Raw genomic sequence first — 19,159 nt, forward strand, 5'->3', positions numbered from 1 at the left:
CCATGGCGGGTCCCGTGTGGGGGAATATTCCCGGGAGTCGTGGAAAGCAGCCGACCGGCGAGCTCTGTTCCGCTGGTCAGGAAAGGGATTTCGATGGACCTCCGGTACGAGGCATATTGCTTCGCCGATCCGCTTTTCTTCGACGAGCAGAGGGAAACGCGCACCCCGGAAGAGGACTTCTCCACGCTCCTCCCGCTGCCCGGGACCGGTTGGGTCCAGAAGGATCTCGGAGTGTGGCGGATGCTCGCGCCGGACGCGGTGGCGCTGCCGGGTCAGGGCTGGAAGATCCATGTGTCCTCTGGTCTGGACAACGCTGAGCGAATCCTTTCGCGAGTATACGAGTACTGCGTTCACAATGCGGTCGCGTTCAAGCACCTGCGGACGAAGTCAATCTTGCTCGCGCGCAATTCGAAATACGCGTCCCGCGCGGCAAGTGGAAAATTGATCACGATATACCCCGCCGACGACGACCGATTTGCTTCGATACTCGAAGAGCTTTCCGGGAAACTCGATGGAGAGCCCGGTCCGTACATTCTCAGCGATCTTCGTTACGGTTCTGGCCCCCTTTACGCACGGTATGGAGCATTCGTCGAGCAGTGGATGGAGCACGGCGGTTCCCGGGTGCTCGCCGTCACGAAACCGGACGGCACCAAGGCGCCCGACCGGAGGGAGCCCACGTTCTCGGTGCCGGAGTGGGTCACGCTTCCCGCGTGCCTCGAGCCACACCTGGCCGCCCGCCGGAGCGGTGATCCGGCCCAGTTTCCCTACCGGGTGCGCGGCTCACTGCACTTCTCCAACGGCGGAGGGGTGTACCGCGCGGAGCGGCTCTCCGACGGTAAGGAGCTCGTGCTCAAGGAGGCCAGGCCGCACGCGGGACTCGACCGGGGCGGGGTCGACGCCGTCGAGCGGCTGCGCCGGGAGCACCGGGTGCTCACCCGCCTCGCCGGGATCGACGGGGTGCCCGAGGTGTACGACCTGTTCGTGGTCTGGGAGCACCACTTCCTCGCCATGCAGGACGTGCCAGGGGTGCCGCTGGGCTCCTGGCTCGCCCGGAACTACCCGCTGACCAGGCGCGATGTGGGCGATGACCACGTCGCCGCGTACACCGAGCGGGCGCTCGCGCTGCTCGGCTCCGTCGAGCGGCTGCTGGCCGAGATCCACGAGCGCGGCATCGTCTTCGGCGACCTGCACCCGCTCAACATCATCGTCGAATCGGACGACGGTGCAGGCGGCGAGAACGGCGGCGACACCGTGCGCCTGATCGACTTCGAGCTCGCGTTCGACGTGACCGAGCCGGGCAGGCCCGCCCTCGGCGCGCCGGGCTTCCGCGCCCCCGCCGACCGGAAGGGCTTCGCCATCGACGAGCACGCCCTCGCCGCCCTCAAGCTCTGGCTATTCCTGCCGCTCAACGCCCTGCTCGAACTCGCGCCCGCGCGCCTGCCCGGGCTGGTCGAGTTCATCGAGCGCAGGTTCCCGCTGCCGTCCGGCTTCGGCGACGGCATCGTGCGCACACTCGCGCCCGCGGCGCCGGTCACACCCGCGCCGAACGAACTGGACGCGGCGGAGCCCGACTGGGGCGCCGTGCGCAAGGCCATCGCCGAGGCCATCCTCGCGAGCGCCACGCCCGAGCGGACCGACCGGCTCTTTCCCGGGGACATCGAGCAGTTCCGCGTCGGCGGGGCCGGCTTCGCCTACGGTGCGGCCGGGGTGCTGCACGCGCTGCACGTCGGCGGCGCGGGCCGCTACCCGGAGCACGAGCGCTGGCTGCTGGACTCCGTGCGGCGCGACCCGCCCGCCAGGCCCGGCCTCCTCGACGGCGCGCACGGCATCGCGCACGTACTGGAGAACTTCGGTTACCGCGACGAGGCGAGCGAACTCGTGTCCGGCGCGGCGAACCTCGTGGAGCAGACCGGCGACCATGGTTTCGAGAGCGGGCTGGCCGGTATCGGGCTGAACCTGCTGCACCTCGCGGAATCGCGGGGTGACGCCGGGTTCCGCGCCGAGGCGGAACGGATCGGCGACCGCCTCGCCACCACGCTGGAGTCGGCGGACGGCCCCGCCGACCACGCGCGTGCCGGGCTCACCCACGGCTGGTCCGGACCCGCCCTGCTGTTCGTGCGGCTGTTCGAGCGCACGGGCGACCGCGGCTGGCTGGCACTCGCCTGCCGGGCGCTGGAGCGGGACCTCGCCGAATGCGTGCCGGCCGACGACGGGTCGCTGCAGGTCCGTGACGCGGGCACCCGCACGCTGCCCTACGTGGGAGTGGGCAGCGCGGGTGTCGCGCTGGTGGCGGGTGAACTGGCCGAAGTGGACCCGGATTCCGCTGTGGCGCACCGGATTCCCGACCTGTTGCAGGCATGCCGCGGCGAGTTCGTCGTCCACCCCGGACTGTTGCTCGGCCGGTGCGGCCTGCTGGTCACGCTCGCGGCCGCGCATCGGCGGCGACCGGACGCCGATGTCGCCTCGGTGGTGGACATGCACCTGTCCCGGCTGCGGCTGCACGCGGTTCCGTTCGGTCCCGGCGGCCTCGCCTTCCCCGGCAACCAGTTGTTGCGGCTCTCGATGGACGTGGCCACCGGTGGTGCCGGTGTGCTGCTCGCGCTCGCGGCCGTGCAGGACGGTCACGGCGAAGCGCTGCCGTTCCTCGGCGGACCGCGGCGCCCCCAAGGACTTCCGGCCGATCCCCGACCGGAAGGCAAGTGAGGAACGAGGAAAGGAAGCACGATGGATCTGGTTCTCGACCTGCAGGCGATGGAGAACGCCGAGGCTCCCGAGTACGGCGGCGGCAGCAGCGGTGGCGCCAGCAACCTCAGCCTGATCGCCTCCTGCGCCAACAGCACCGTCAGCCTGCTCACCTGCCACTGACGGCAGGCGCGGGTGCGGGAGCGGCGCAGGAGAGGTGCGCCGCTCCCGCACCACCCCATTCTGCCCGACCGAGCCAGGTGGAGTCGTGCGTGAAAAGCCTTCGAGCGCAGCGGCACGCGGTGCCTCCGCGGGAACCGAAGGCCGGGCGAAGGGTGGGCCCGAACACCGTGAACGCACCCGACCGGCTCCTGCTCGACACCGTCCGGCACAGCGGCTACCGCGTCGTGCTGCTGATGCTCGCCGCCGCCGTCGCCGCGGCCGCCGGCCTGCTCCTGCCGGACGCGCTCGCCGGCGCGGTCGACGCCACGGTCTCCGGGGAGCGCAGCTGGCCGCAGGTCCTCTGGCTGCTTGCGGTGGGCGGGGCCGAGATCGCCGCCGACGTGGCGGCGGCCATGCTCACCGCGCGGGTCACCGCGGCCGACACCGCCTGGCTGCGGCGCCGCCTGACCCGGCACCTGGCCCGGCTCGGCACCGCGTCGCCCTACCCCGACGGCGACGCGGTGAGCAGGCTGACCACCGACTGCACCGGAGCGGGCACGGTCGCGTCGACCCTCGTCCAGCTCGGTTCCGCCGTCGTGGTGTCCACCGGCGCGGTCACGCTGCTGGCCGTCCTCGACTGGCGGCTCGCCGTCGTGTTCTTGGTCAGCGTCCCGCTCGCGCTCCGGCTCGCCCGCTCCCACCTGCGGCTCACCGCCGACGACCTCACCGCCTACCAACGGGTGTCCGGCGAACTGTCCGCGCGGCTGCTCGACGCGGTCTCCGGACTGCGCACCATCGCGGCCGCCGGGCTCGGCGAGCGTGAGTCCGCCCGGGTGCTGCGGCCGCTGCCCCAGCTCAGCGCGGCGGGTGCGGGGATGTGGCATACCCAGGCCCGCATGGTGTGGAAGGCGGGGCTGCTCCTGCCCGCCGTCGAGCTGGCCGTCCTCGGGGCGGCGGGCTTCGGTGTGCTCGCGGGCAGGCTCAGCGTCGGCGACGTGCTCGCCGCGCTCGGTTACGTGGCGCTCGGCATGAGCCTGGTCGGGCAGGTGCCGCAGCTGACCAACCTGTCCCGCGCCCGGTCGTGCGCGGGCAGGCTCGTGGAGGTGCTGGACACCGCTCCGCCGGAGGAGGGCACGTTCCGGCTTCCCGCCGGGCCGGGCACCGTCGAACTGCGCGGGGTGCGTGTCGGCGAGGTGCTCCGGGACGTGGACCTGACCGTGCCGGGCGGCAGCACGGTGGCGGTCGTCGGCCGCTCCGGCTCCGGCAAGTCCGCGCTCACCGCCGTGCTCGGCGGCCTGCGCCGTCCGGACAGCGGGGAGGTGCTGCTCGACGGCGTGCCCGTCGAGCGGACGCGCACCGAGGAGCTGCGGACCGCCGTCGGGTACGCCTTCGAGCGGCCGGTCCTGCTCGGCGCGACGGTCGCCGACGCCGTCGCCTACGGCAGCTGGGCCGGTTCGGCCGCCGTCGAACGCGCGTGCCGCACCGCGCAGGTGCACGATCTCGTCGTCCGCCTGCCCGAGGGGTACGCGAACCCGCTCGGGCACACACCGCTGTCGGGCGGGGAGGCGCAGCGCGTCGGCCTGGCCCGCGCGGTCGTGCGGAATCCCCGGCTGCTGGTGCTCGACGACGCCACGGCGAGCCTCGACACGGTCACCGAGGCCAGGGTCGAACGCGCGATCGGGGAGGCGCTGCCCGGCCGCACCCGGGTGGTGGTCACCCACCGTGCGGGCACCGCGAGCCGGGCCGACCGGGTGATCTGGCTGGCCGACGGCCGGGTGCGCGGCGTCGCGCCGCACGACGTGCTGTGGGCCGAGCCGGACTACCGGGCGGTGTTCACGGAGAGCGCCGAGGGCACGGAGGGCACCGACCCGTGAGGCTCTACTGGACGACGCTCGCCGCGCAGTGGCGCGGCGCCCTGGTACTGGCCGGCTGCTCCGTGCTGGAGAGCGTTCCCGCGTTCCTGTCCGGCAGGCTCGTCGAACGATCGGTCAACGCGGGGTTCGCGGCGGGCAGGCCGTGGCCGGGGGTCGCGTGGCTGCTCGTGTTCGCCGCCGTCTCGGTGCTCGGCGCGTTCGGATCGCGGCTGGTGTGGCAGCGGCTGGGCGAGATCATCGAACCACTGCGCGACGCGCTCGTCCGCGCCATCGTCCGGGGGGTCCTCGGCGGCAGCGCACCGCAGCGCAGCCGCCCCGACGCCAGCGGCGTCGCCCGGATCACCCAGCACGTCGAGGTGGTGCGGGACGCCACGGCCGGGCTCCTGGTGCAGGCGCGCGGCATGGTGGTGACCACGGTGGCGGCGCTGGCCGGGTTGTTCTCCGTCGCCGTGGAGCTGGCGTGGCTGGTGGCCATTCCGGTCCTGCTCTCGCTGGCGGTGTTCGCCTGCCTGTTGCCGACCCTGGCGAGCAGGCAGCGGGCCCTCACCCTCGCCGACGAGCACACCGCCGAGGCGGCGGGCACGGTGCTCACCGGCATGCGGGACGTGGTGGCGTGCGGTGCGGAGGCCGCGGCGGTCGCCTCGGTGTTCGGCGAGATCGGGAAGCAGGAGACCGCGGCCGTGCGGATGGGCACCGCCACCGCCGCCAGGACACTGGTGATCGCCGTCGGCGGCTTCGTCCCGCTGCTGCTAGTGCTCGCGCTCGCACCGGGCATGGTGGCGTCCGGTCAGTTGACGGCCGGTGCGGCGCTCGGTGCGGTGGTCTACCTCTCCGCCACGCTGCGGCCCGCGCTGCAGGGGCTGGCCGCCACGACGAGCACCGTGGTGCTCCGCCTGCTGGTGGCACTGCGCAGGCTGAGCGAGTCCTGCCCGGTTCCGGAGGCGGAGGACGGGACGGCGGAGCCCCGCGACGGCACGGTGGGCGTGCGCGGGGTGACCTTCGGCTGGGGCGAGCACGCGGAGCCGATCGTGCGTGACCTCGACCTGGAGCTGGAGCCGGGCGACCACCTGGCGATCGTGGGGCCGAGCGGCATCGGCAAGTCGACGTTCGCCGGCCTGCTCACCGGGATGCTCCGGCCGCAGCGGGGGCAGGTGCTGCTCGGCGGCGAACCGGTCACCGAGATCCGTCCCGCCCTGCGGCACCGGCTCGTCGCGTTCACCCCGCAGGAGTCCTACGTCTTCGCCGGAACCGTGCGGGAGAACCTGGCGCTGCTCGCACCGTCCGCCACCGACGCGCGGCTCCTCGCCGCGGCCGAGCGGGTGGGCGCGGCCGCGCTGGTCGACCGGCTCGGCGGGCTCTACGGCGAGCTGGGGCACGCGGCCGAGGGCCTTTCGGCGGGTGAGGCGCAGCTGCTGTCGCTCGCCCGGCTCTACGCGAGCCCGGCGGAGGTGATCGTGCTCGACGAGGCCAGCTCACACCTCGACCCCGCGGCGGAGGCACGGGCGGAGTGGGCCTTCGCCGAGCGTGGCGGGGTGCTCGTGGTGATCGCCCACCGGCTCAGCTCGGCGGTGCGGGCCAACCGGGTACTCGTCATGGACGGCCGGGAGACGCTGCTCGGCAGCCACGACGAGCTGCTGTCCTCCGCGCCCGCGTACGCTGAGCTGATGCGGGCGTGGACCGTCCCGGTCAGTCCGCGCGCAGCGCTGCCAGCGACTCGCGCAGCCGCCCGGTGACCTCCACCGGACGCCGCGTCTTCCGGTCGACGAAGACGTGCACGAAGTGTCCCTCCGCGATCAGTTCGGAGCGGTCCTCCCGGTGGATGCCGATCTCGTAGCGCACGCTCGACCGGCCGAGGTGGCCGACCCGCAGGCCCACGGCGAGACGCTCGGGGAACGCCACCGAGGCGTGGTAGTTGCAGTGCGACTCGACGCAGAGACCGATGACCTCGCCCTCGTGGATGTCCAGGCCGCCGTGCTCGATCAGCCAGCCGTTGATGACGGTGTCCATCAGGGCGTAGTGCACGACGTTGTTGACGTGTCCGTAGAGGTCGTTGTCCTTCCACCTGGTGGGGACCAGTTCCCAGTGCGCGTAGCTCACCGGGACGAATGTAGTGGTCACGTCCGGCGCATGGCGCCCCGGCGTGGCATCGGGTACGGTCGGAGATGTAGGTGATCGCGCGGCACGGCCGCCCAGGTGAGATCGGAGTGACCCCCGGCGGGGCCCGAGTGGCACGCTCGATGAACATTCTTGTTTAGGCCGGTGGGGTCCGGCCGAATCGGTTGAAAAGAGATTCCACTTTCTTTCGTTCGGTGTCTCCCGTCGTCGAATCGGCGGGCGGATTGTTGCGCCGTGTCACGAAGTAGAGAGAGCACGAGGTGTCTATGTCCGCAACCCAGACTCCGGCCAAACCGAGGCGTCCGAAACCGGTTATCTCAGGACGAACCTCACTATCCGAGCACGTCACGGTCAAGATTTTCGTTCTCGCGCCGCTGGTCGCGATGGCCGTCGCTGTTCCGTTCGCCTGGGGCTGGGGGCTGAGCTGGCTGGACATCGGTCTCGGTGCGTTGTTCTTCGTGCTGAGCGGGCTCGGCGTGACGATCGGTTATCACCGGCTGTTCACCCACGGATCCTTCAAGGCGAAACGGCCACTGCGGATCGCGCTGGCGATCGCGGGCAACTTCGCCGCGCAGGGACCCGTCACCACCTGGGTCGCCGACCACCGGCGGCACCACGCGTTCTCCGACCGGGCGGGCGACCCGCACTCGCCGTGGCTGTTCGGCACCGGTCCGAGGGCCCTCGCCAAGGGGTTCTGGCACGCCCACATGGGCTGGCTGTTCGACCGGGAGATCACCAACGCCGAGCGGTTCGCGCCCGATCTGTTGAACGACCGCGACATCCGCACCGTCGACCGCCTGTTCCCGGTCTGGGTGGCGGCGAGCTTCCTGCTGCCGGGCATCCTGGGCGGACTCATCACCTGGTCGGTCTGGGGCGGGGTGACCGCGCTCTTCTGGGCCGGGTTCGTCCGGGTCGGACTGTTGCACCACGTCACGTGGTCGGTGAACTCGATCTGTCACATGATCGGTGAGCGGCCGTTCACCAGCCGGGACAAGGCGGCCAACTTCTGGCCGCTGGCGATCCTGTCGTTCGGTGAGTCGTGGCACAACCTGCACCACGCCGACCCGACCTGCGCCCGGCACGGGGTGCTGCGCGGGCAGATCGACATCTCCGCACGGCTGATCTGGCTGTTCGAGAAGCTCGGCTGGGCGACCAACGTCCGCTGGCCTACCCCGGCCAGGCTGGACCGCATCACGGTCGCCCACTGAGCAGCACTGAATACTTGAGTACCAAGGAAATCGGGGAAACTTCATGACAAACGAGACATCGCGGCCCGAGGCCGCCAATCCGTCCGGTGTGGTACCGGTGCGGTTCAGCGCGGCCGACCGGGACTCCGCGAGCACGCCCGTCGTGTCCGAGACCGTGGGGCAGGACGTCGAGCGCTCGCCGTTCCGTGTCGCGGTGCAGGCCCGACGGGCCGGCTAGCACATGGGAAAGCACACGTTCGGCGGTATCGGGTTGGATTCCCGCCGGGCGTGTGCTTGACTAGGTGATGGCTCCGTTGGGCGTCGCCGATCGGAGCCCGTATTTATTTTTGTGATACAGGAGAATTTTATGACGCAGGGCACTGTCAAGTGGTTCAACTCCGAGAAGGGGTTCGGCTTCATCACGCCCGACAATGGTGGTGGCGACGTTTTCGTGCACTACTCGGAGATCCAGGGCTCCGGCTTCCGGAGCCTGGAGGAGAACGCCCGCGTTGAGTTCGAGATCGGCCAGGGCCAGAAGGGCCCGCAGGCCACCTCGGTCAGCGTTATCTGAGTTGCGCTGACCCCAGCGCTTTCAGGGAAGGCCGCCTTCACCGCGCCCGTCGCGGAGGAGGCGGCCTTCGCCATGTGTGCCCCTGGCGTTGCAACCTCCTGCAACCCTTTCGCCCGACGACCCGCGCGGGGTCCCCTGGGATCGTGCCGCCGGAAGTGACTCCGGCCACGTCCAGGGAGGTGCGTAGTGGGTGAGCCCGCGGTGACGGTCGGGGCCGTGGCGAACCCCGCCTCCGGACGGGACATCCGCCGCCTCGTCGCGCAGGCCTCCGTGTTCCCCACGGCCGAGAAGGCCAACATGGTGCAGCGCCTGCTCGCCGCGTTCGGCACGGTCGGCGTGGACCGGGCCCTGCTGTCCACCGACCTCGGCGGCATCTCCGCCGCCGTGCTGCGGGCCCTGCACCGGCGGCGCGGCCGCGACGGCGCCTGGCCGCAGGTCGACTTCTGCGCCGACGACGAGATCACCGGCACCGCCCAGGACACCGTCAACGCCGTGCGCCGGATGGTCGCGGCCGAAGCCCGGCTCATCGTCTGCCTCGGCGGTGACGGCACCGCGCGCGTGGCCGCCCAGGCGTGCGGCGACGTGCCCCTGCTCGCCCTGTCGACCGGCACCAACAACGCGTTCCCGCAGCTTCGCGAGGCCACCGTCGCCGGCCTCGCGGGCGGGCTCGTCGCCACCGCAGCGGTGTCTCCCGCGATCGGCACCCGGCGCGCGAGCGTGCTCGAGGTGAGTGCGGGCACCCGCACCGAGCTCGCCCTCGTCGACGTGTGCGCGTCCACCGAGCGGCACGTCGGCTCCCGGGCGCTGTGGCATCCCGGCACGCTGACCGAGCTGTTCTGCACGTTCGCCGAACCGGACGGGATCGGGTTGTCCAGCGTCGCGGGCCAGCTCTGCCCCAGCCCCCGCTCGACCCCCGACGGCGTCGCGCTCACCCTCGCCCCGCCCGACGAGGCGACGTGGGTGGTCCACGCACCGATCGCCCCCGGCCTCGTCGCGCCCGTCGGAGTCCGCTCGTGGCGGCCGCTGGTGCCCGGCGAGCGAGTGTCCCTCGGCGCGCGCGGCGGGGTGATCGCCGTGGACGGCGAGCGGGAACTGGAGTTGCGTGACGAGACCGCGACCGTGCTGCTGCGGGCGGACGGCCCGCGCTGCGTCGACGTGCGGGCCGTGCTGGCCGAGGCCGCACGCACGGGCCTGCTCAGGGTTCGGAATCCGGAAGGGAGCGTCAACGATGACGGACACCTTGTCCACGGCGGTCAGCCACGAGCTCGATGAGAACGCGTTGCTCGAGGCGTACCGCACGATGCGCACGATCCGCGCGTTCGAGGAACGGCTGCACGACGAGTTCGCGACCGGGGAGATCCCCGGCTTCGTGCACCTCTACGCCGGGGAGGAGGCCTCGGCCACCGGCGTGTGCGCGCACCTCGACGGGCGGGACTCGATCGCCAGCACCCACCGCGGGCACGGTCATTGCATCGCCAAGGGCGTCGACGTCAAGGCGATGATGGCCGAGATCTACGGCAAGAAGACCGGCTCGTGCCACGGCAAGGGCGGCTCGATGCACATCGCCGACCTGTCCAAGGGCATGCTCGGCGCGAACGGCATCGTCGGCGGCGGCCCACCGCTGATCTGCGGTACCGCGCTCGCCGCCAAGCAGCGCGGCACGGGCGGCGTCGGCGTCGCGTTCTTCGGCGACGGCGCCAGCAACCAGGGCACGACGCTCGAGTCGCTCAACCTGGCCTCGGTGTGGAACCTGCCCGCGATCTTCGTCGCCGAGAACAACGGCTACGCGGAGGCGACGTCCAGCTCGTGGTCGGTGGCGGCGGACAACATCGCCGACCGCGCGGCCGGTTTCGGCATGCCCGGCGTGATCGTGGACGGCTTCGACTTCTTCGCCGTGCACGAGGCCGCGGGCGAGGCCGTCCAGCGGGCCCGCGAGGGCGGCGGGCCGACGCTCATCGAGGTCAAGTTCACCCGCTACTTCGGCCACTTCGAGGGCGACCAGCAGACCTACCGGGCGAAGGAGGTGGCCGAGGCGAGGGCGAAGCTCGACTGCCTCAAGCGGTTCCGCGCCAGGGTCACCGAGACCGGGCAGGTGGACGCGGCCCGGCTCGACGCGATCGACACCCAGGTCGCCGACCTGATCGATGCCGCGGTGGAGGAGGCCAAGGCTGCGCCGAAGCCGACCGCCGCCGACCTCGAGACCGACGTCTACGTGAGCTACTGAGAAGGGGCACGATCATGGCACGCACGATCAGCTACCGCGAGGCGCTCAACGAGGCGCTCGCACAGGAGATGGAGCGGGACGAGTCCGTCATCGTGCTGGGTGAGGACAACGCGGGCGGCGCGGGCAGTCCCGGCGAGGACGACGCGTGGGGCGGCGTACTCGGCGTCACCAAGGGCCTCTACCACCGGTTCCCCGGCCGGGTACTGGACACGCCGATCTCCGAGTCGGCGTTCGTCGGTGCCGCCATCGGCGCGGCGACCCGGGGCCTGCGGCCGGTGGCCGAGCTGATGTTCATCGACTTCATGGGCGTGTGTTTCGACCAGATCTTCAACCAGGCGGCCAAGTTCCGGTACATGTTCGGCGGCAAGGCGGAGACTCCGGTCGTCATCCGCACGATGTACGGCGCGGGCCTGCGGGCGGCCGCGCAGCACTCGCAGGCGCTGTACCCGATCTTCACCCACATTCCCGGGCTGAAGGTGGTCGTGCCGTCCAGCCCGTACGAGGCGAAGGGACTGATGATCCAGTCCATCCGGGACAGCGACCCGGTGATCTTCTGCGAGCACAAGGCCATGTACGACACGACCGGTGACGTGCCGGAGGACAGCTACACCATCCCGTTCGGCGAAGCCAACGTCGTGCGTGACGGCGACGACGTGACGGTGGTGGCGATCGGCCGCATGGTCTCGGTGGCCGAGGAGGCCGCACGCGAACTGTCCACGTCGGGCATCGAGGTGGAGATCATCGATCCGCGCACGACGAGCCCACTGGACGAGGAGACCATTCTGGAGAGCGTCGAGAACACCGGCAGGCTCGTGGTCGTCGACGAGGCGACCCCCCGCTGCAACCTGGCGACCGACATCTCCGCCCTCGTCGCGAAGGAGGCGTTCGGCTCGCTCCGCGCGCCCATCGAGATGGTCACCGCACCGCACACGCCGGTGCCGTTCTCCGACGCGCTCGAGGATCTCTACATCCCGGATGCGCAGCGCGTCGCCAATGCCGTCAAGAGCGTCGCCGGATGGACGAGGTGAGCATGAACGACGCCATCAGGAAAGTGGTCATGCCCAAGTGGGGCCTCTCGATGACCAGCGGCAAGATCACCGAGTGGATCGTCGCCGAGGGCGAGGAGGTCTCCGACGGCGACGATCTCGCCGAGATCGACACCGACAAGATCGCGGGCACGCTGGAGTCCGCCGACGCGGGCGTCCTGCGCCGGGTCGTCGCCGACGTGAACGAGGACGTTCCCGTCGGCGCGACCATCGCGCTCATCGCACCGGCCGACGTGCCGGACTCCGAGATCGAGGAGGCCGCGCGGCTCGCCCGCGAGGAGCTGGAGTCCGGCGCGGTCGAGGAGGCGGCGGGCCCGGTGACCGGCACCGTCACCGTCGACGGCCGCTCCCTCGCCTACGCCACGCTCGGGGACGGCGCCGAGGTGGTGGTGCTCGTCCACGGCTACGGCGGCGACAAGAACTCCTGGCTGTTCGTGCAGGAGCCGCTGGCGGACGGCCGCACTGTGCACGCCCTCGACCTGCCGGGGCACGGTGAGTCGGCGAAGGACGTCGGTGACGGCTCGCTGGACACGCTGGCCGGTGCGGTGCTCGGCTTCCTCGAACAGCGGGGCATCGAACGAGCCCACCTCGTCGGGCACTCGCTCGGCGGCGCGGTGGTGACGGCGGCGGCCGTGGCCGACCCGGCCCGGGTCGCCTCGCTCACGCTCGTCGCGCCGGCCGGGGTCGGGCCGGACGTCAACGCGGAGTACCTGCGCGGCTTCGCGGAGGCCACGTCGCGGCGCGAGCTCAAACCGCACCTCGGCGCCCTGTTCGCCGACCCCGCGCAGGTCACTCGCCAGCTCGCGGACGACCTGATGAAGTACAAGCGGCTCGACGGCGTGGACAAGGCGCTGCGCACCCTGCTCGGCACACTGCTCGACGGGGACGCGCCCGCGCTGGACGTGGTGCCGCTGCTGGCGAAGGCGGAGCTGCCGGTGACCGTGGTGTGGGGCAGCGACGACGCGGTGCTGCCGGTGTCCAACGCGCGGTCGTTGCCGGACCCGGACGCGGTGCACGTCGTCGAGGGCGCGGGCCACATGGTGCACATGGAGAAACCGAACGCCCTGGTCGCCGTCGTGAGTGAGAAACGTCGTTAGAACCACGGTTGCCGCTCACGAGCCGAAGGGAAGGGTTCCACCACGGCGCATGGCTTGCGACACTGGCAGGGTGCGCCAGGAGCACCTCGAGGCAGCGTTGCCCGCGGGGGAGGACCCCCGCAGGTACGCGCGCGTCCTGGCGCGGATGCACGAGGCGGCGGTCAGCGGCGAGGCGCCGCCCGAGGCGCCGCGTCCCGTCATCGGCGCCTCGTGGCAGCGGATGCGCAGGCTCGGCCTCGATCCGGACCGCGGTCAGGAGCCGGCGCCGCTCGCCGTCGCGGAGCTGGAGGCCCGGCGGCGCGCGAGCGGGCTCGCCGACGCGCTGCCGATCCTGCGGGACGGCCTGATCAGCGTCGCCGAGGAGGCCGCGCACATCATGGTCGTCGTCGACCACGACGGCAGGGTCCTGTGGCGGGACGGCAGCACGGCCGTCCGCCGCAGGGCCGACGGGCTCGGTTTCACCGAGGGCGTGTCCTGGAACGAGGACCGCGTCGGCACCAACGCCATCGGCACCGCGCTCGTCGCCCGCCGCCCGCTGCAGGTGTACTCCGCCGAACACTACGTCCGCACCCACCACGCGTGGACGTGCGCCGCCGCGCCGATGCACGATCCGAGGGACGGCAGGCTGCTCGGGGTCGTCGACCTCTCCGGACCCGCGGCGACGGTGCACGCCACCACGCTGGCCCTCGTCGTGACCGTCGCCCGGCTCGCCGAGGCGCAGCTGCGCAACGCGCACCTCGCCGAGCTGGAACGGCTGCGGGCCGCGACCGTGCCGACGCTGTCGAAGGTGCCCGGCAGGGCGCTCGTCGCGGACCGGCACGGCTGGGTCGCCGCCGTCTCCGGCCTGACCCCGGTCGACCGCATCTCGCTGCCGAACAGCTGCCGTCCGGGTGAGGTGTGGCTGCCCGCGTTCGGCACCTGCCGGCTGGAGCCGGTGCCCGGCGGCTGGCTCGTGCGGCTCGCCGGGGAGGACGCGGAGCGGACGAGGCCGACCCGGGTGACCCTGGACGTGCGGTCCCCGCGCGGCTGCGTGCTCACCGTCACCGGGTCGAGTGGCACCTGGTCGCATCCGCTGAGCCCCCGGCACGCCGAGATGCTCTACGTGCTCGCCGCCCACCGGGAGGGCCGCTCGGCGGCGCAGCTCGCCCTCGACCTCTTCGGCGACCCGGCGCGGACCGTCACGGTGCGCGCCGAGATGTCCCGCCTGCGCAGGCAGCTCGGATCCATCCTGGAACGCAGGCCGTACCGCTTCGCCGACGACCTCGACGTGGTACTGGAGCGGCCGGCCGAACCCGAGCGGATCCTGCCGCATTCCGTCGCTCCCGCGATCCGTGCGGGCGGACACCAGCGCTGAAGGGTCACAGCCCCGCCACGATGTCGCTCCCATCGTGGAGCCGGTGGTGGCCGTCGCTCGTCCTCGACTACTTTCATGCGGGTGCCGAAACTGGGTGGAGGAATGCGATGACGAGCGCCGTGACCCGGCGCGGTCCGGATGCGCCGGGCACGGAACCGCCGGAAGAGCAACGGGGGACGCGCTCCGGTCTGGCCTGGCTGCTCGATCTGCCCGCGCACGCCGTCCGCGGGGTCACCCGTTCGGCGGCCACGACGCCCGGCAGGCTGTCCCTGATCGCGGCCGGTCTCGTGACCCTGTCCCTGCTCACCGGCCTGGTGGGGGCGCTGTCCGTGCAAGACCGCGGCAACACCATCGACGGGCTGATCGAGCACCGGGAGCCGCTCGCGGCCGCCGCGCAGCAGGTGTACCGGTCGCTGTCCGACGCGGACGCGACCGCGGCGAGCGCCTTCCTGTCCACCGGAGCCGAACCGCGACAGCTGCGCGAGCGCTACCAGTTCGACATCGCGAAGGCCGGAGCCGCGCTCGCGAAGGCGGCTTCCGACGCGGGCGGCGTGCCGAAGGCCGCCGCGCAGGTGGACATCCTCAGCAGGCAGCTGCCCGTCTACACGGGACTCGTCGAGACGGCGCGCGCCAACAACCGGCAGGGTTTCCCCGTGGGCGCCGCGTACCTGCGCGAGGCGTCGGAGCTCATGCGCAGTACGATCCTCCCCGCCGCGCACGAGCTCTACGAGATCGACACCGAGCGGCTGGTCGACGAGCAGGACGACGCGGCCGGGTTCCCGTGGCTGACCGCGCTGCTCGTGTTCGCGCTGCTCGGCGCCCTCATCGCCACCCAGGTCTACCTGAGGCGCAGGACCAACCGCGTGTTCAACGTCGGGCTCGTGGTCGCCACCGTGGCGGTCGGGGTCGCGATCGTGTGGAGCGCGGTCGGCATGACCGTGCAGAGCGTCCTGGTCAGCAGCGGCAGCAGCGGGGGCACCGAGCAGGTCGACGTGGTGGTGCGGGCGCGGATCGCGGCGCTGCAGGCCCGGGCGGACGAGACGCTCACCCTCGTGGCCAGGGGCGGCGGCAGCGAGTACGAGAAGGAGTTCTCGGCGCTGACCGCGCAGCTCGCGGGTGAGGACGGTACGGGCGGCCTGCTGGCGGAGGCGGCCGACCGGGCGCAGGGCGGTCCGGCGGCCGAGCACATCGACGCCGCCAGGGAGGACACCGCCGCATGGCTCCGCGCACACGAGCAGGTGCGCAGGCTCGAGGGCGCGGGTGACTACGAGCAGGCCGTGCGGCTCGCCATCGACGGGGGGAACGAGCAGAGCGCCGCGCACGCGTTCGCCCGGCTGGACGAGAACCTGGCGGCCGCGATCGACGCGGGCAGGCAGAACTTCCTCGACGACACGACGAACGGCGCTCGTGCGCTGACCCTGCTGGCACCCGGCTTCGCGGTGCTCGCGGTGATCGCCGCGCTGGGGACGACACTGGGAATCTGGGAACGCTTGCGGGAGTACCGCTGATGAGGGTCAAGAAACTGGCAGTGCTGGCGGCCGTTGCGGCGTTGCTCGGCGCGGGCTGTGGGTCACCGGGTGCGCCCGTCGACCCCGCCCCGGTCAGCTCGGTACGGCAACCGATGCCCGCGAACGCCACGGTGGAGACCACTGTGGAGGGCGGCGGGTCCACCGAGAACGGCTGCGATCCGGCGGCGAGCCTCCCGCCGAAGGGGGACATCCCCGACGGTTCCACAATGGACGAGATCAGGGATCGCGGTCACCTGCGGGTCGGTGTCGACCAGAACACCTTCCTCTTCGGCTTCCGGAACCCGACAACGGGCCAGCTGGAGGGCTTCGACATCGACATCGCCAGGTCGATCGCCGAGGCGCTGCTGGGTGACCCGGACGCGATCCGGTTCCGGGCGATCAGTTCGGCGCAGCGCATCCCGGTGCTCCAGAACGGCGAGGTGGACATCGTCGTGCGCACCTTCTCGATCACCTGCGACCGGCTGAAGGAGATCAACTTCTCGACCGTGTACTACGTCGCAGGGCAGCGGGTGCTGGTGCACCAGAACTCCGACGTCGAGAGCATCGACGACCTCGGCGGCAAGCGCGTCTGCGCCACCAAGTCGTCCACGTCGCTGAAGAACATCGCGAAGGTCGACTCGAAACCGGTCCCGGTCTCGGTCGACGACTGGTCGGACTGCCTCGTGCTGCTGCAGCAGGGCCAGGTCGAGGCGGTGTCCACGGACGACACGATCCTCGCGGGCATGGCCGAGCAGGACCCGACGACGAAGATCGTGGGCGACCGGTTCACTGACGAGCTCTACGGCATCGGGATCCCGAAGGAGGACGAGGACATGGTGCGGTACGTCAACGCCGTCCTCGAGTCCGTGCGGGGTGGTCCGTGGCGGCAGAGCTATGACCGGTGGCTGCGGGATCGCCTCGGTGCCGCCAACCCGCCGCAACCCCAGTACCGGTAGGAGACAGCAGTGTCGGAAGAGCCGTACCGTCCCCGGCATGCCGCGCCCGGCGACCAGGGCGAGCCGCCACCCACCAGCGTGCTGGCCGCCCCCGCACCGGAGACGCAGAGCATCACACCGCCCGGGCCGCGTCCCGAGCCCAGCGGGCCGGGACCGCTGCCCGACCCGGGGACGGAGAGCGTGCTCCCGCAGAGCACGAGCGGCCGCAGCGTGCCGGGCACCGGGCCCGGCACCGGACCGGGCACGGGTTCCGGCGCCTTTCCCGGCACGTCCCGCCGGACCTCGTCGCGGACCTCGCGCCGGGGCAGGCTCGGCGCCGGGCTGGTCGACGTCCCTTCCGTGCCGTACCGGGACCCGGCTTCGGCGGTGCTCACCGACCCGGTCGTCTCCGAGGAGAAGCGGTTCTGCGGCAACTGCGGCGCGAAGGTCGGCCGTGGCAGGGACGGCGAGCCCGGTGCCCCGACCGGTGTGTGCGACAAGTGCGGCACGGCGTACTCGTTCGTGCCCAAGCTGCGGCCGCGGGAACTGGTCGGCGGGCAGTACGAGGTGCTCGGCGCGCTGGCCTACGGCGGGCTCGGCTGGATCTACCTCGCGCAGGACCACAACGTCAACGGCCGCTGGGTGGTCCTGAAGGGACTGATCGACACCGGCGACGCGACCGCGCTCGCCGCGGCGGTGAACGAGACGCGCTTCCTGGCGCAGGTCGAGCACCCGAACATCGTCAAGATCTACAACTTCGTGCAGCACCCCGACCCGGACACCGGCAACTCCGTCGGCTACATCGTCATGGAGTACGTGGGCGGGCAGTCGTTGCGGCAGCTCGCGCTGGCTCACCACCGCGAGACCGGCCGCGCCGAGCCGCTGCCGATCGGCCAGGTCATCGCGTACGGGCTGGAGATCCTGCCCGCGCTCGGCTACCTGCACAGCCAGGGCCTGCTGTACTGCGACCTCAAGCCGGACAACGTCATCCAGACGCACGAGCAGCTGAAGCTCATCGACCTCGGCGCCGTGCGCCGCATGGACGACTACTCCAGCCCGCTGTTCTTCACCACCGGCTACAGCGCGCCGGAACTGCCGACGCAGGGCGCCTCGGTGGCGTCCGACCTGTTCACCGTCGGTCGCACGCTCGCCGTGCTCAGCTTCGAGTTCACCGGCTACACCACGAAGTACAAGACGACCCTGCCCAGCCGGGACGAGGTGCCGCTGTTCAGGCTGTTCGGCTCCTACTACCGGTTCCTCCGGCGCGCGACGCACACCGACCCGGAGCGGCGGTTCGTCTCCGCGGAGGACATGGCCGACCAGCTCACCGGCGTGCTGCGCGAGATCATGGCGCTCGGTACCGGCGAGCCGAGGCCGGGTGCCTCGACCGTGTTCGGCCCGGAGACCAGGACGTTCGGCGTCGACATGGTGGTGCCGGAGGTCGGCCGGAACGTGCCGCTGCCCGACCCCCGCGAGGTCGTGACGGGACTGCCGATCCCGCAGGTGTACACCGACGACGCGGGCGCGGGGGTGCTGGCCACCACGGCGTCGGCCGACCCGAAGACGGCGATCGAGGCGCTCGCGGGCGCGCCGAGGGAGTCGATCGAGGTCCGGCTGCGGATCGTGCGGGCGCGGATCGAGCTGGGCGAGCTTTCCGAGGCCAGCAGGCAGCTGCAGGCGGCGCAGTACCTGGCGATCAAGGCGGGCTTCCCGCACGACTGGCGCATCGACTGGTATCGCGGTCTGATCGAGCTGGCGGGCGGCCGGGCCCGTGTGGCGCATGCGGCGTTCGACGCGGTGTACGACGAGCTGCCCGGCGAGATCGCGCCGAAGCTCGCCATGGCCGTGAGCTCGGAGATGGTCGGCGACTACTTCGCGGCCGCCCGGCTGTACGAGCTGGTGTGGCGCACCGACCGGTCCTACGTCAGCGCGGCGTTCGGGCTGGCCAGGGTGTACCTCGCGCAGGGCGCCCGCGCGGGCGCGGTGGAGGTGCTGGAGTCGGTGCCGCCGTCGTCGACCCATCACGTGGCGGCCCAGGTCGCCGCCATCAAGATCAAGACTCGGGTGACCGGCGGCGGGCACGTCGAGGTCCGCGAACACGACTTCGTGGACGCGGCGGGCAGGCTGGAGCGGCTGGCCCTGGACGCGGAACGCCGGGCCCGGCTCACGGCCGAGGTGCTGGAGGCGGCGTTCGAGTGGGTCTGCGCGAGCGAGGCACGCAGGCAGGGGCAGGGCCTCACCCCGGGCACGAAGGTGCTCGGCTGGGAGCTCAGGGAGCGGGAGCTGCGGTTCGGGCTGGAACGCTGTTACCGGGCGCTCGCCCGGCTGGCAGGCAGCGCCGAGGAACGGATCGCACTGGTGGACAAGGCCAACGCCGTCCGCCCGCGCACCCTGACCTGACGTC

Annotated in this window: 16 protein-coding genes; 15 read left to right on the forward strand and 1 reads right to left on the reverse strand. The window is 71.8% G+C overall.

Going from position 1 to position 19,159, the window contains the following annotated elements; genetic code table 11:
* Positions 1–93: 93 nt before the first annotated feature.
* From lanKC to B0I33_RS24500, 4 genes are all read left to right on the forward strand, one after another.
* On the forward strand, positions 94–2,703 hold the full coding sequence (lanKC, locus tag B0I33_RS24485) for a class III lanthionine synthetase LanKC (protein WP_106181240.1): 2,610 nt from the start codon (positions 94–96) through the stop codon (positions 2,701–2,703).
* Positions 2,704–2,724: 21 nt separating this feature from the next.
* On the forward strand, positions 2,725–2,865 hold the full coding sequence (locus B0I33_RS24490) for a SapB/AmfS family lanthipeptide (RefSeq protein WP_106181241.1): 141 nt from the start codon (positions 2,725–2,727) through the stop codon (positions 2,863–2,865).
* A 233-nt stretch (positions 2,866–3,098) separates the two neighbouring features.
* Entirely contained in the window at positions 3,099–4,718 is a 1,620-nt protein-coding gene (locus tag B0I33_RS24495) for an ABC transporter ATP-binding protein (RefSeq protein ID WP_106181430.1), read from the forward strand.
* Entirely contained in the window at positions 4,715–6,451 is a 1,737-nt protein-coding gene (locus tag B0I33_RS24500; RefSeq protein WP_106181242.1) for an ATP-binding cassette domain-containing protein, read from the forward strand. The genes B0I33_RS24495 and B0I33_RS24500 overlap by 4 nt, the downstream gene beginning before the upstream one ends.
* Here B0I33_RS24500 and B0I33_RS24505 read toward each other — a convergent pair.
* Positions 6,405–6,815: an acyl-CoA thioesterase gene (locus B0I33_RS24505; RefSeq protein WP_106181243.1), complete on the reverse strand. Its 411-nt coding sequence runs from the start codon at positions 6,813–6,815 to the stop codon at positions 6,405–6,407. The genes B0I33_RS24500 and B0I33_RS24505 overlap by 47 nt on opposite strands.
* Before the next feature lie 284 nt (positions 6,816–7,099).
* Here B0I33_RS24505 and B0I33_RS24510 point away from each other — a divergent pair, with 284 nt between their 5' ends.
* The 11 genes from B0I33_RS24510 to B0I33_RS24555 all read left to right on the forward strand — a co-directional run bounded on the left by B0I33_RS24510 (position 7,100) and on the right by B0I33_RS24555 (position 19,155).
* Positions 7,100–8,041: an acyl-CoA desaturase gene (locus tag B0I33_RS24510; RefSeq protein ID WP_106181244.1), complete on the forward strand. Its 942-nt coding sequence runs from the start codon at positions 7,100–7,102 to the stop codon at positions 8,039–8,041.
* Between the two features lie 43 nt (positions 8,042–8,084).
* Entirely contained in the window at positions 8,085–8,258 is a 174-nt protein-coding gene (locus B0I33_RS30070; RefSeq protein WP_181193438.1) for a hypothetical protein, read from the forward strand.
* Positions 8,259–8,387: 129 nt separating this feature from the next.
* On the forward strand, positions 8,388–8,591 hold the full coding sequence (locus tag B0I33_RS24515) for a cold-shock protein (RefSeq protein ID WP_106181245.1): 204 nt from the start codon (positions 8,388–8,390) through the stop codon (positions 8,589–8,591).
* A 186-nt stretch (positions 8,592–8,777) separates the two neighbouring features.
* Positions 8,778–9,863 (forward strand): ATP-NAD kinase family protein, encoded by a 1,086-nt coding sequence (locus B0I33_RS24520; RefSeq protein WP_106181246.1) that lies wholly within the window; start codon positions 8,778–8,780, stop codon positions 9,861–9,863.
* Positions 9,820–10,815: a thiamine pyrophosphate-dependent dehydrogenase E1 component subunit alpha gene (locus B0I33_RS24525; RefSeq protein WP_106181247.1), complete on the forward strand. Its 996-nt coding sequence runs from the start codon at positions 9,820–9,822 to the stop codon at positions 10,813–10,815. Before B0I33_RS24520 ends, B0I33_RS24525 begins: the two co-directional genes overlap by 44 nt.
* Positions 10,816–10,829: 14 nt before the next feature.
* Complete coding sequence (locus tag B0I33_RS24530; RefSeq protein ID WP_106181248.1) at positions 10,830–11,843, forward strand: alpha-ketoacid dehydrogenase subunit beta; 1,014 nt, start codon at positions 10,830–10,832, stop codon at positions 11,841–11,843.
* A complete protein-coding gene (locus B0I33_RS24535; protein ID WP_245901016.1) occupies positions 11,831–12,958 on the forward strand; it encodes an acetoin dehydrogenase dihydrolipoyllysine-residue acetyltransferase subunit in 1,128 nt (375 codons plus the stop codon). Before B0I33_RS24530 ends, B0I33_RS24535 begins: the two co-directional genes overlap by 13 nt.
* Positions 12,959–13,028: 70 nt before the next feature.
* Complete coding sequence (locus B0I33_RS24540) at positions 13,029–14,312, forward strand: GAF domain-containing protein (protein ID WP_245901018.1); 1,284 nt, start codon at positions 13,029–13,031, stop codon at positions 14,310–14,312.
* 107 nt (positions 14,313–14,419) lie between these two features.
* Positions 14,420–15,820 (forward strand): hypothetical protein, encoded by a 1,401-nt coding sequence (locus B0I33_RS24545; RefSeq protein WP_106181249.1) that lies wholly within the window; start codon positions 14,420–14,422, stop codon positions 15,818–15,820.
* Positions 15,820–16,776 (forward strand): glutamate ABC transporter substrate-binding protein, encoded by a 957-nt coding sequence (locus B0I33_RS24550; RefSeq protein ID WP_106181250.1) that lies wholly within the window; start codon positions 15,820–15,822, stop codon positions 16,774–16,776. Before B0I33_RS24545 ends, B0I33_RS24550 begins: the two co-directional genes overlap by 1 nt.
* Positions 16,777–16,785: 9 nt before the next feature.
* Positions 16,786–19,155: a serine/threonine-protein kinase gene (locus B0I33_RS24555; RefSeq protein WP_106181251.1), complete on the forward strand. Its 2,370-nt coding sequence runs from the start codon at positions 16,786–16,788 to the stop codon at positions 19,153–19,155.
* The last annotated feature ends 4 nt before the right edge of the window (positions 19,156–19,159 follow it).

This window comes from Prauserella shujinwangii, from assembly GCF_003001955.1.
Taxonomy (GTDB): Bacteria; Actinomycetota; Actinomycetes; order Mycobacteriales; family Pseudonocardiaceae; genus Qaidamihabitans; species Qaidamihabitans shujinwangii.

Bases quoted from the DNA above. Each gene is read 5' to 3' on its own strand.
- B0I33_RS24515 (WP_106181245.1), top strand. From the start codon at position 8,388: ATGACGCAGGGCACTGTCAAGTGGTTCAACTCCGAGAAGGGGTTCGGC.
- B0I33_RS24525 (WP_106181247.1), top strand. From the start codon at position 9,820: ATGACGGACACCTTGTCCACGGCGGTCAGCCACGAGCTCGATGAGAAC.
- B0I33_RS24510 (WP_106181244.1), top strand. From the start codon at position 7,100: ATGTCCGCAACCCAGACTCCGGCCAAACCGAGGCGTCCGAAACCGGTT.
- B0I33_RS24530 (WP_106181248.1), top strand. From the start codon at position 10,830: ATGGCACGCACGATCAGCTACCGCGAGGCGCTCAACGAGGCGCTCGCA.
- lanKC (WP_106181240.1), top strand. From the start codon at position 94: ATGGACCTCCGGTACGAGGCATATTGCTTCGCCGATCCGCTTTTCTTC.
- B0I33_RS30070 (WP_181193438.1), top strand. From the start codon at position 8,085: ATGACAAACGAGACATCGCGGCCCGAGGCCGCCAATCCGTCCGGTGTG.
- B0I33_RS24495 (WP_106181430.1), top strand. From the start codon at position 3,099: ATGCTCGCCGCCGCCGTCGCCGCGGCCGCCGGCCTGCTCCTGCCGGAC.
- B0I33_RS24490 (WP_106181241.1), top strand. From the start codon at position 2,725: ATGGATCTGGTTCTCGACCTGCAGGCGATGGAGAACGCCGAGGCTCCC.
- B0I33_RS24545 (WP_106181249.1), top strand. From the start codon at position 14,420: ATGACGAGCGCCGTGACCCGGCGCGGTCCGGATGCGCCGGGCACGGAA.
- B0I33_RS24535 (WP_245901016.1), top strand. From the start codon at position 11,831: ATGGACGAGGTGAGCATGAACGACGCCATCAGGAAAGTGGTCATGCCC.
- B0I33_RS24550 (WP_106181250.1), top strand. From the start codon at position 15,820: ATGAGGGTCAAGAAACTGGCAGTGCTGGCGGCCGTTGCGGCGTTGCTC.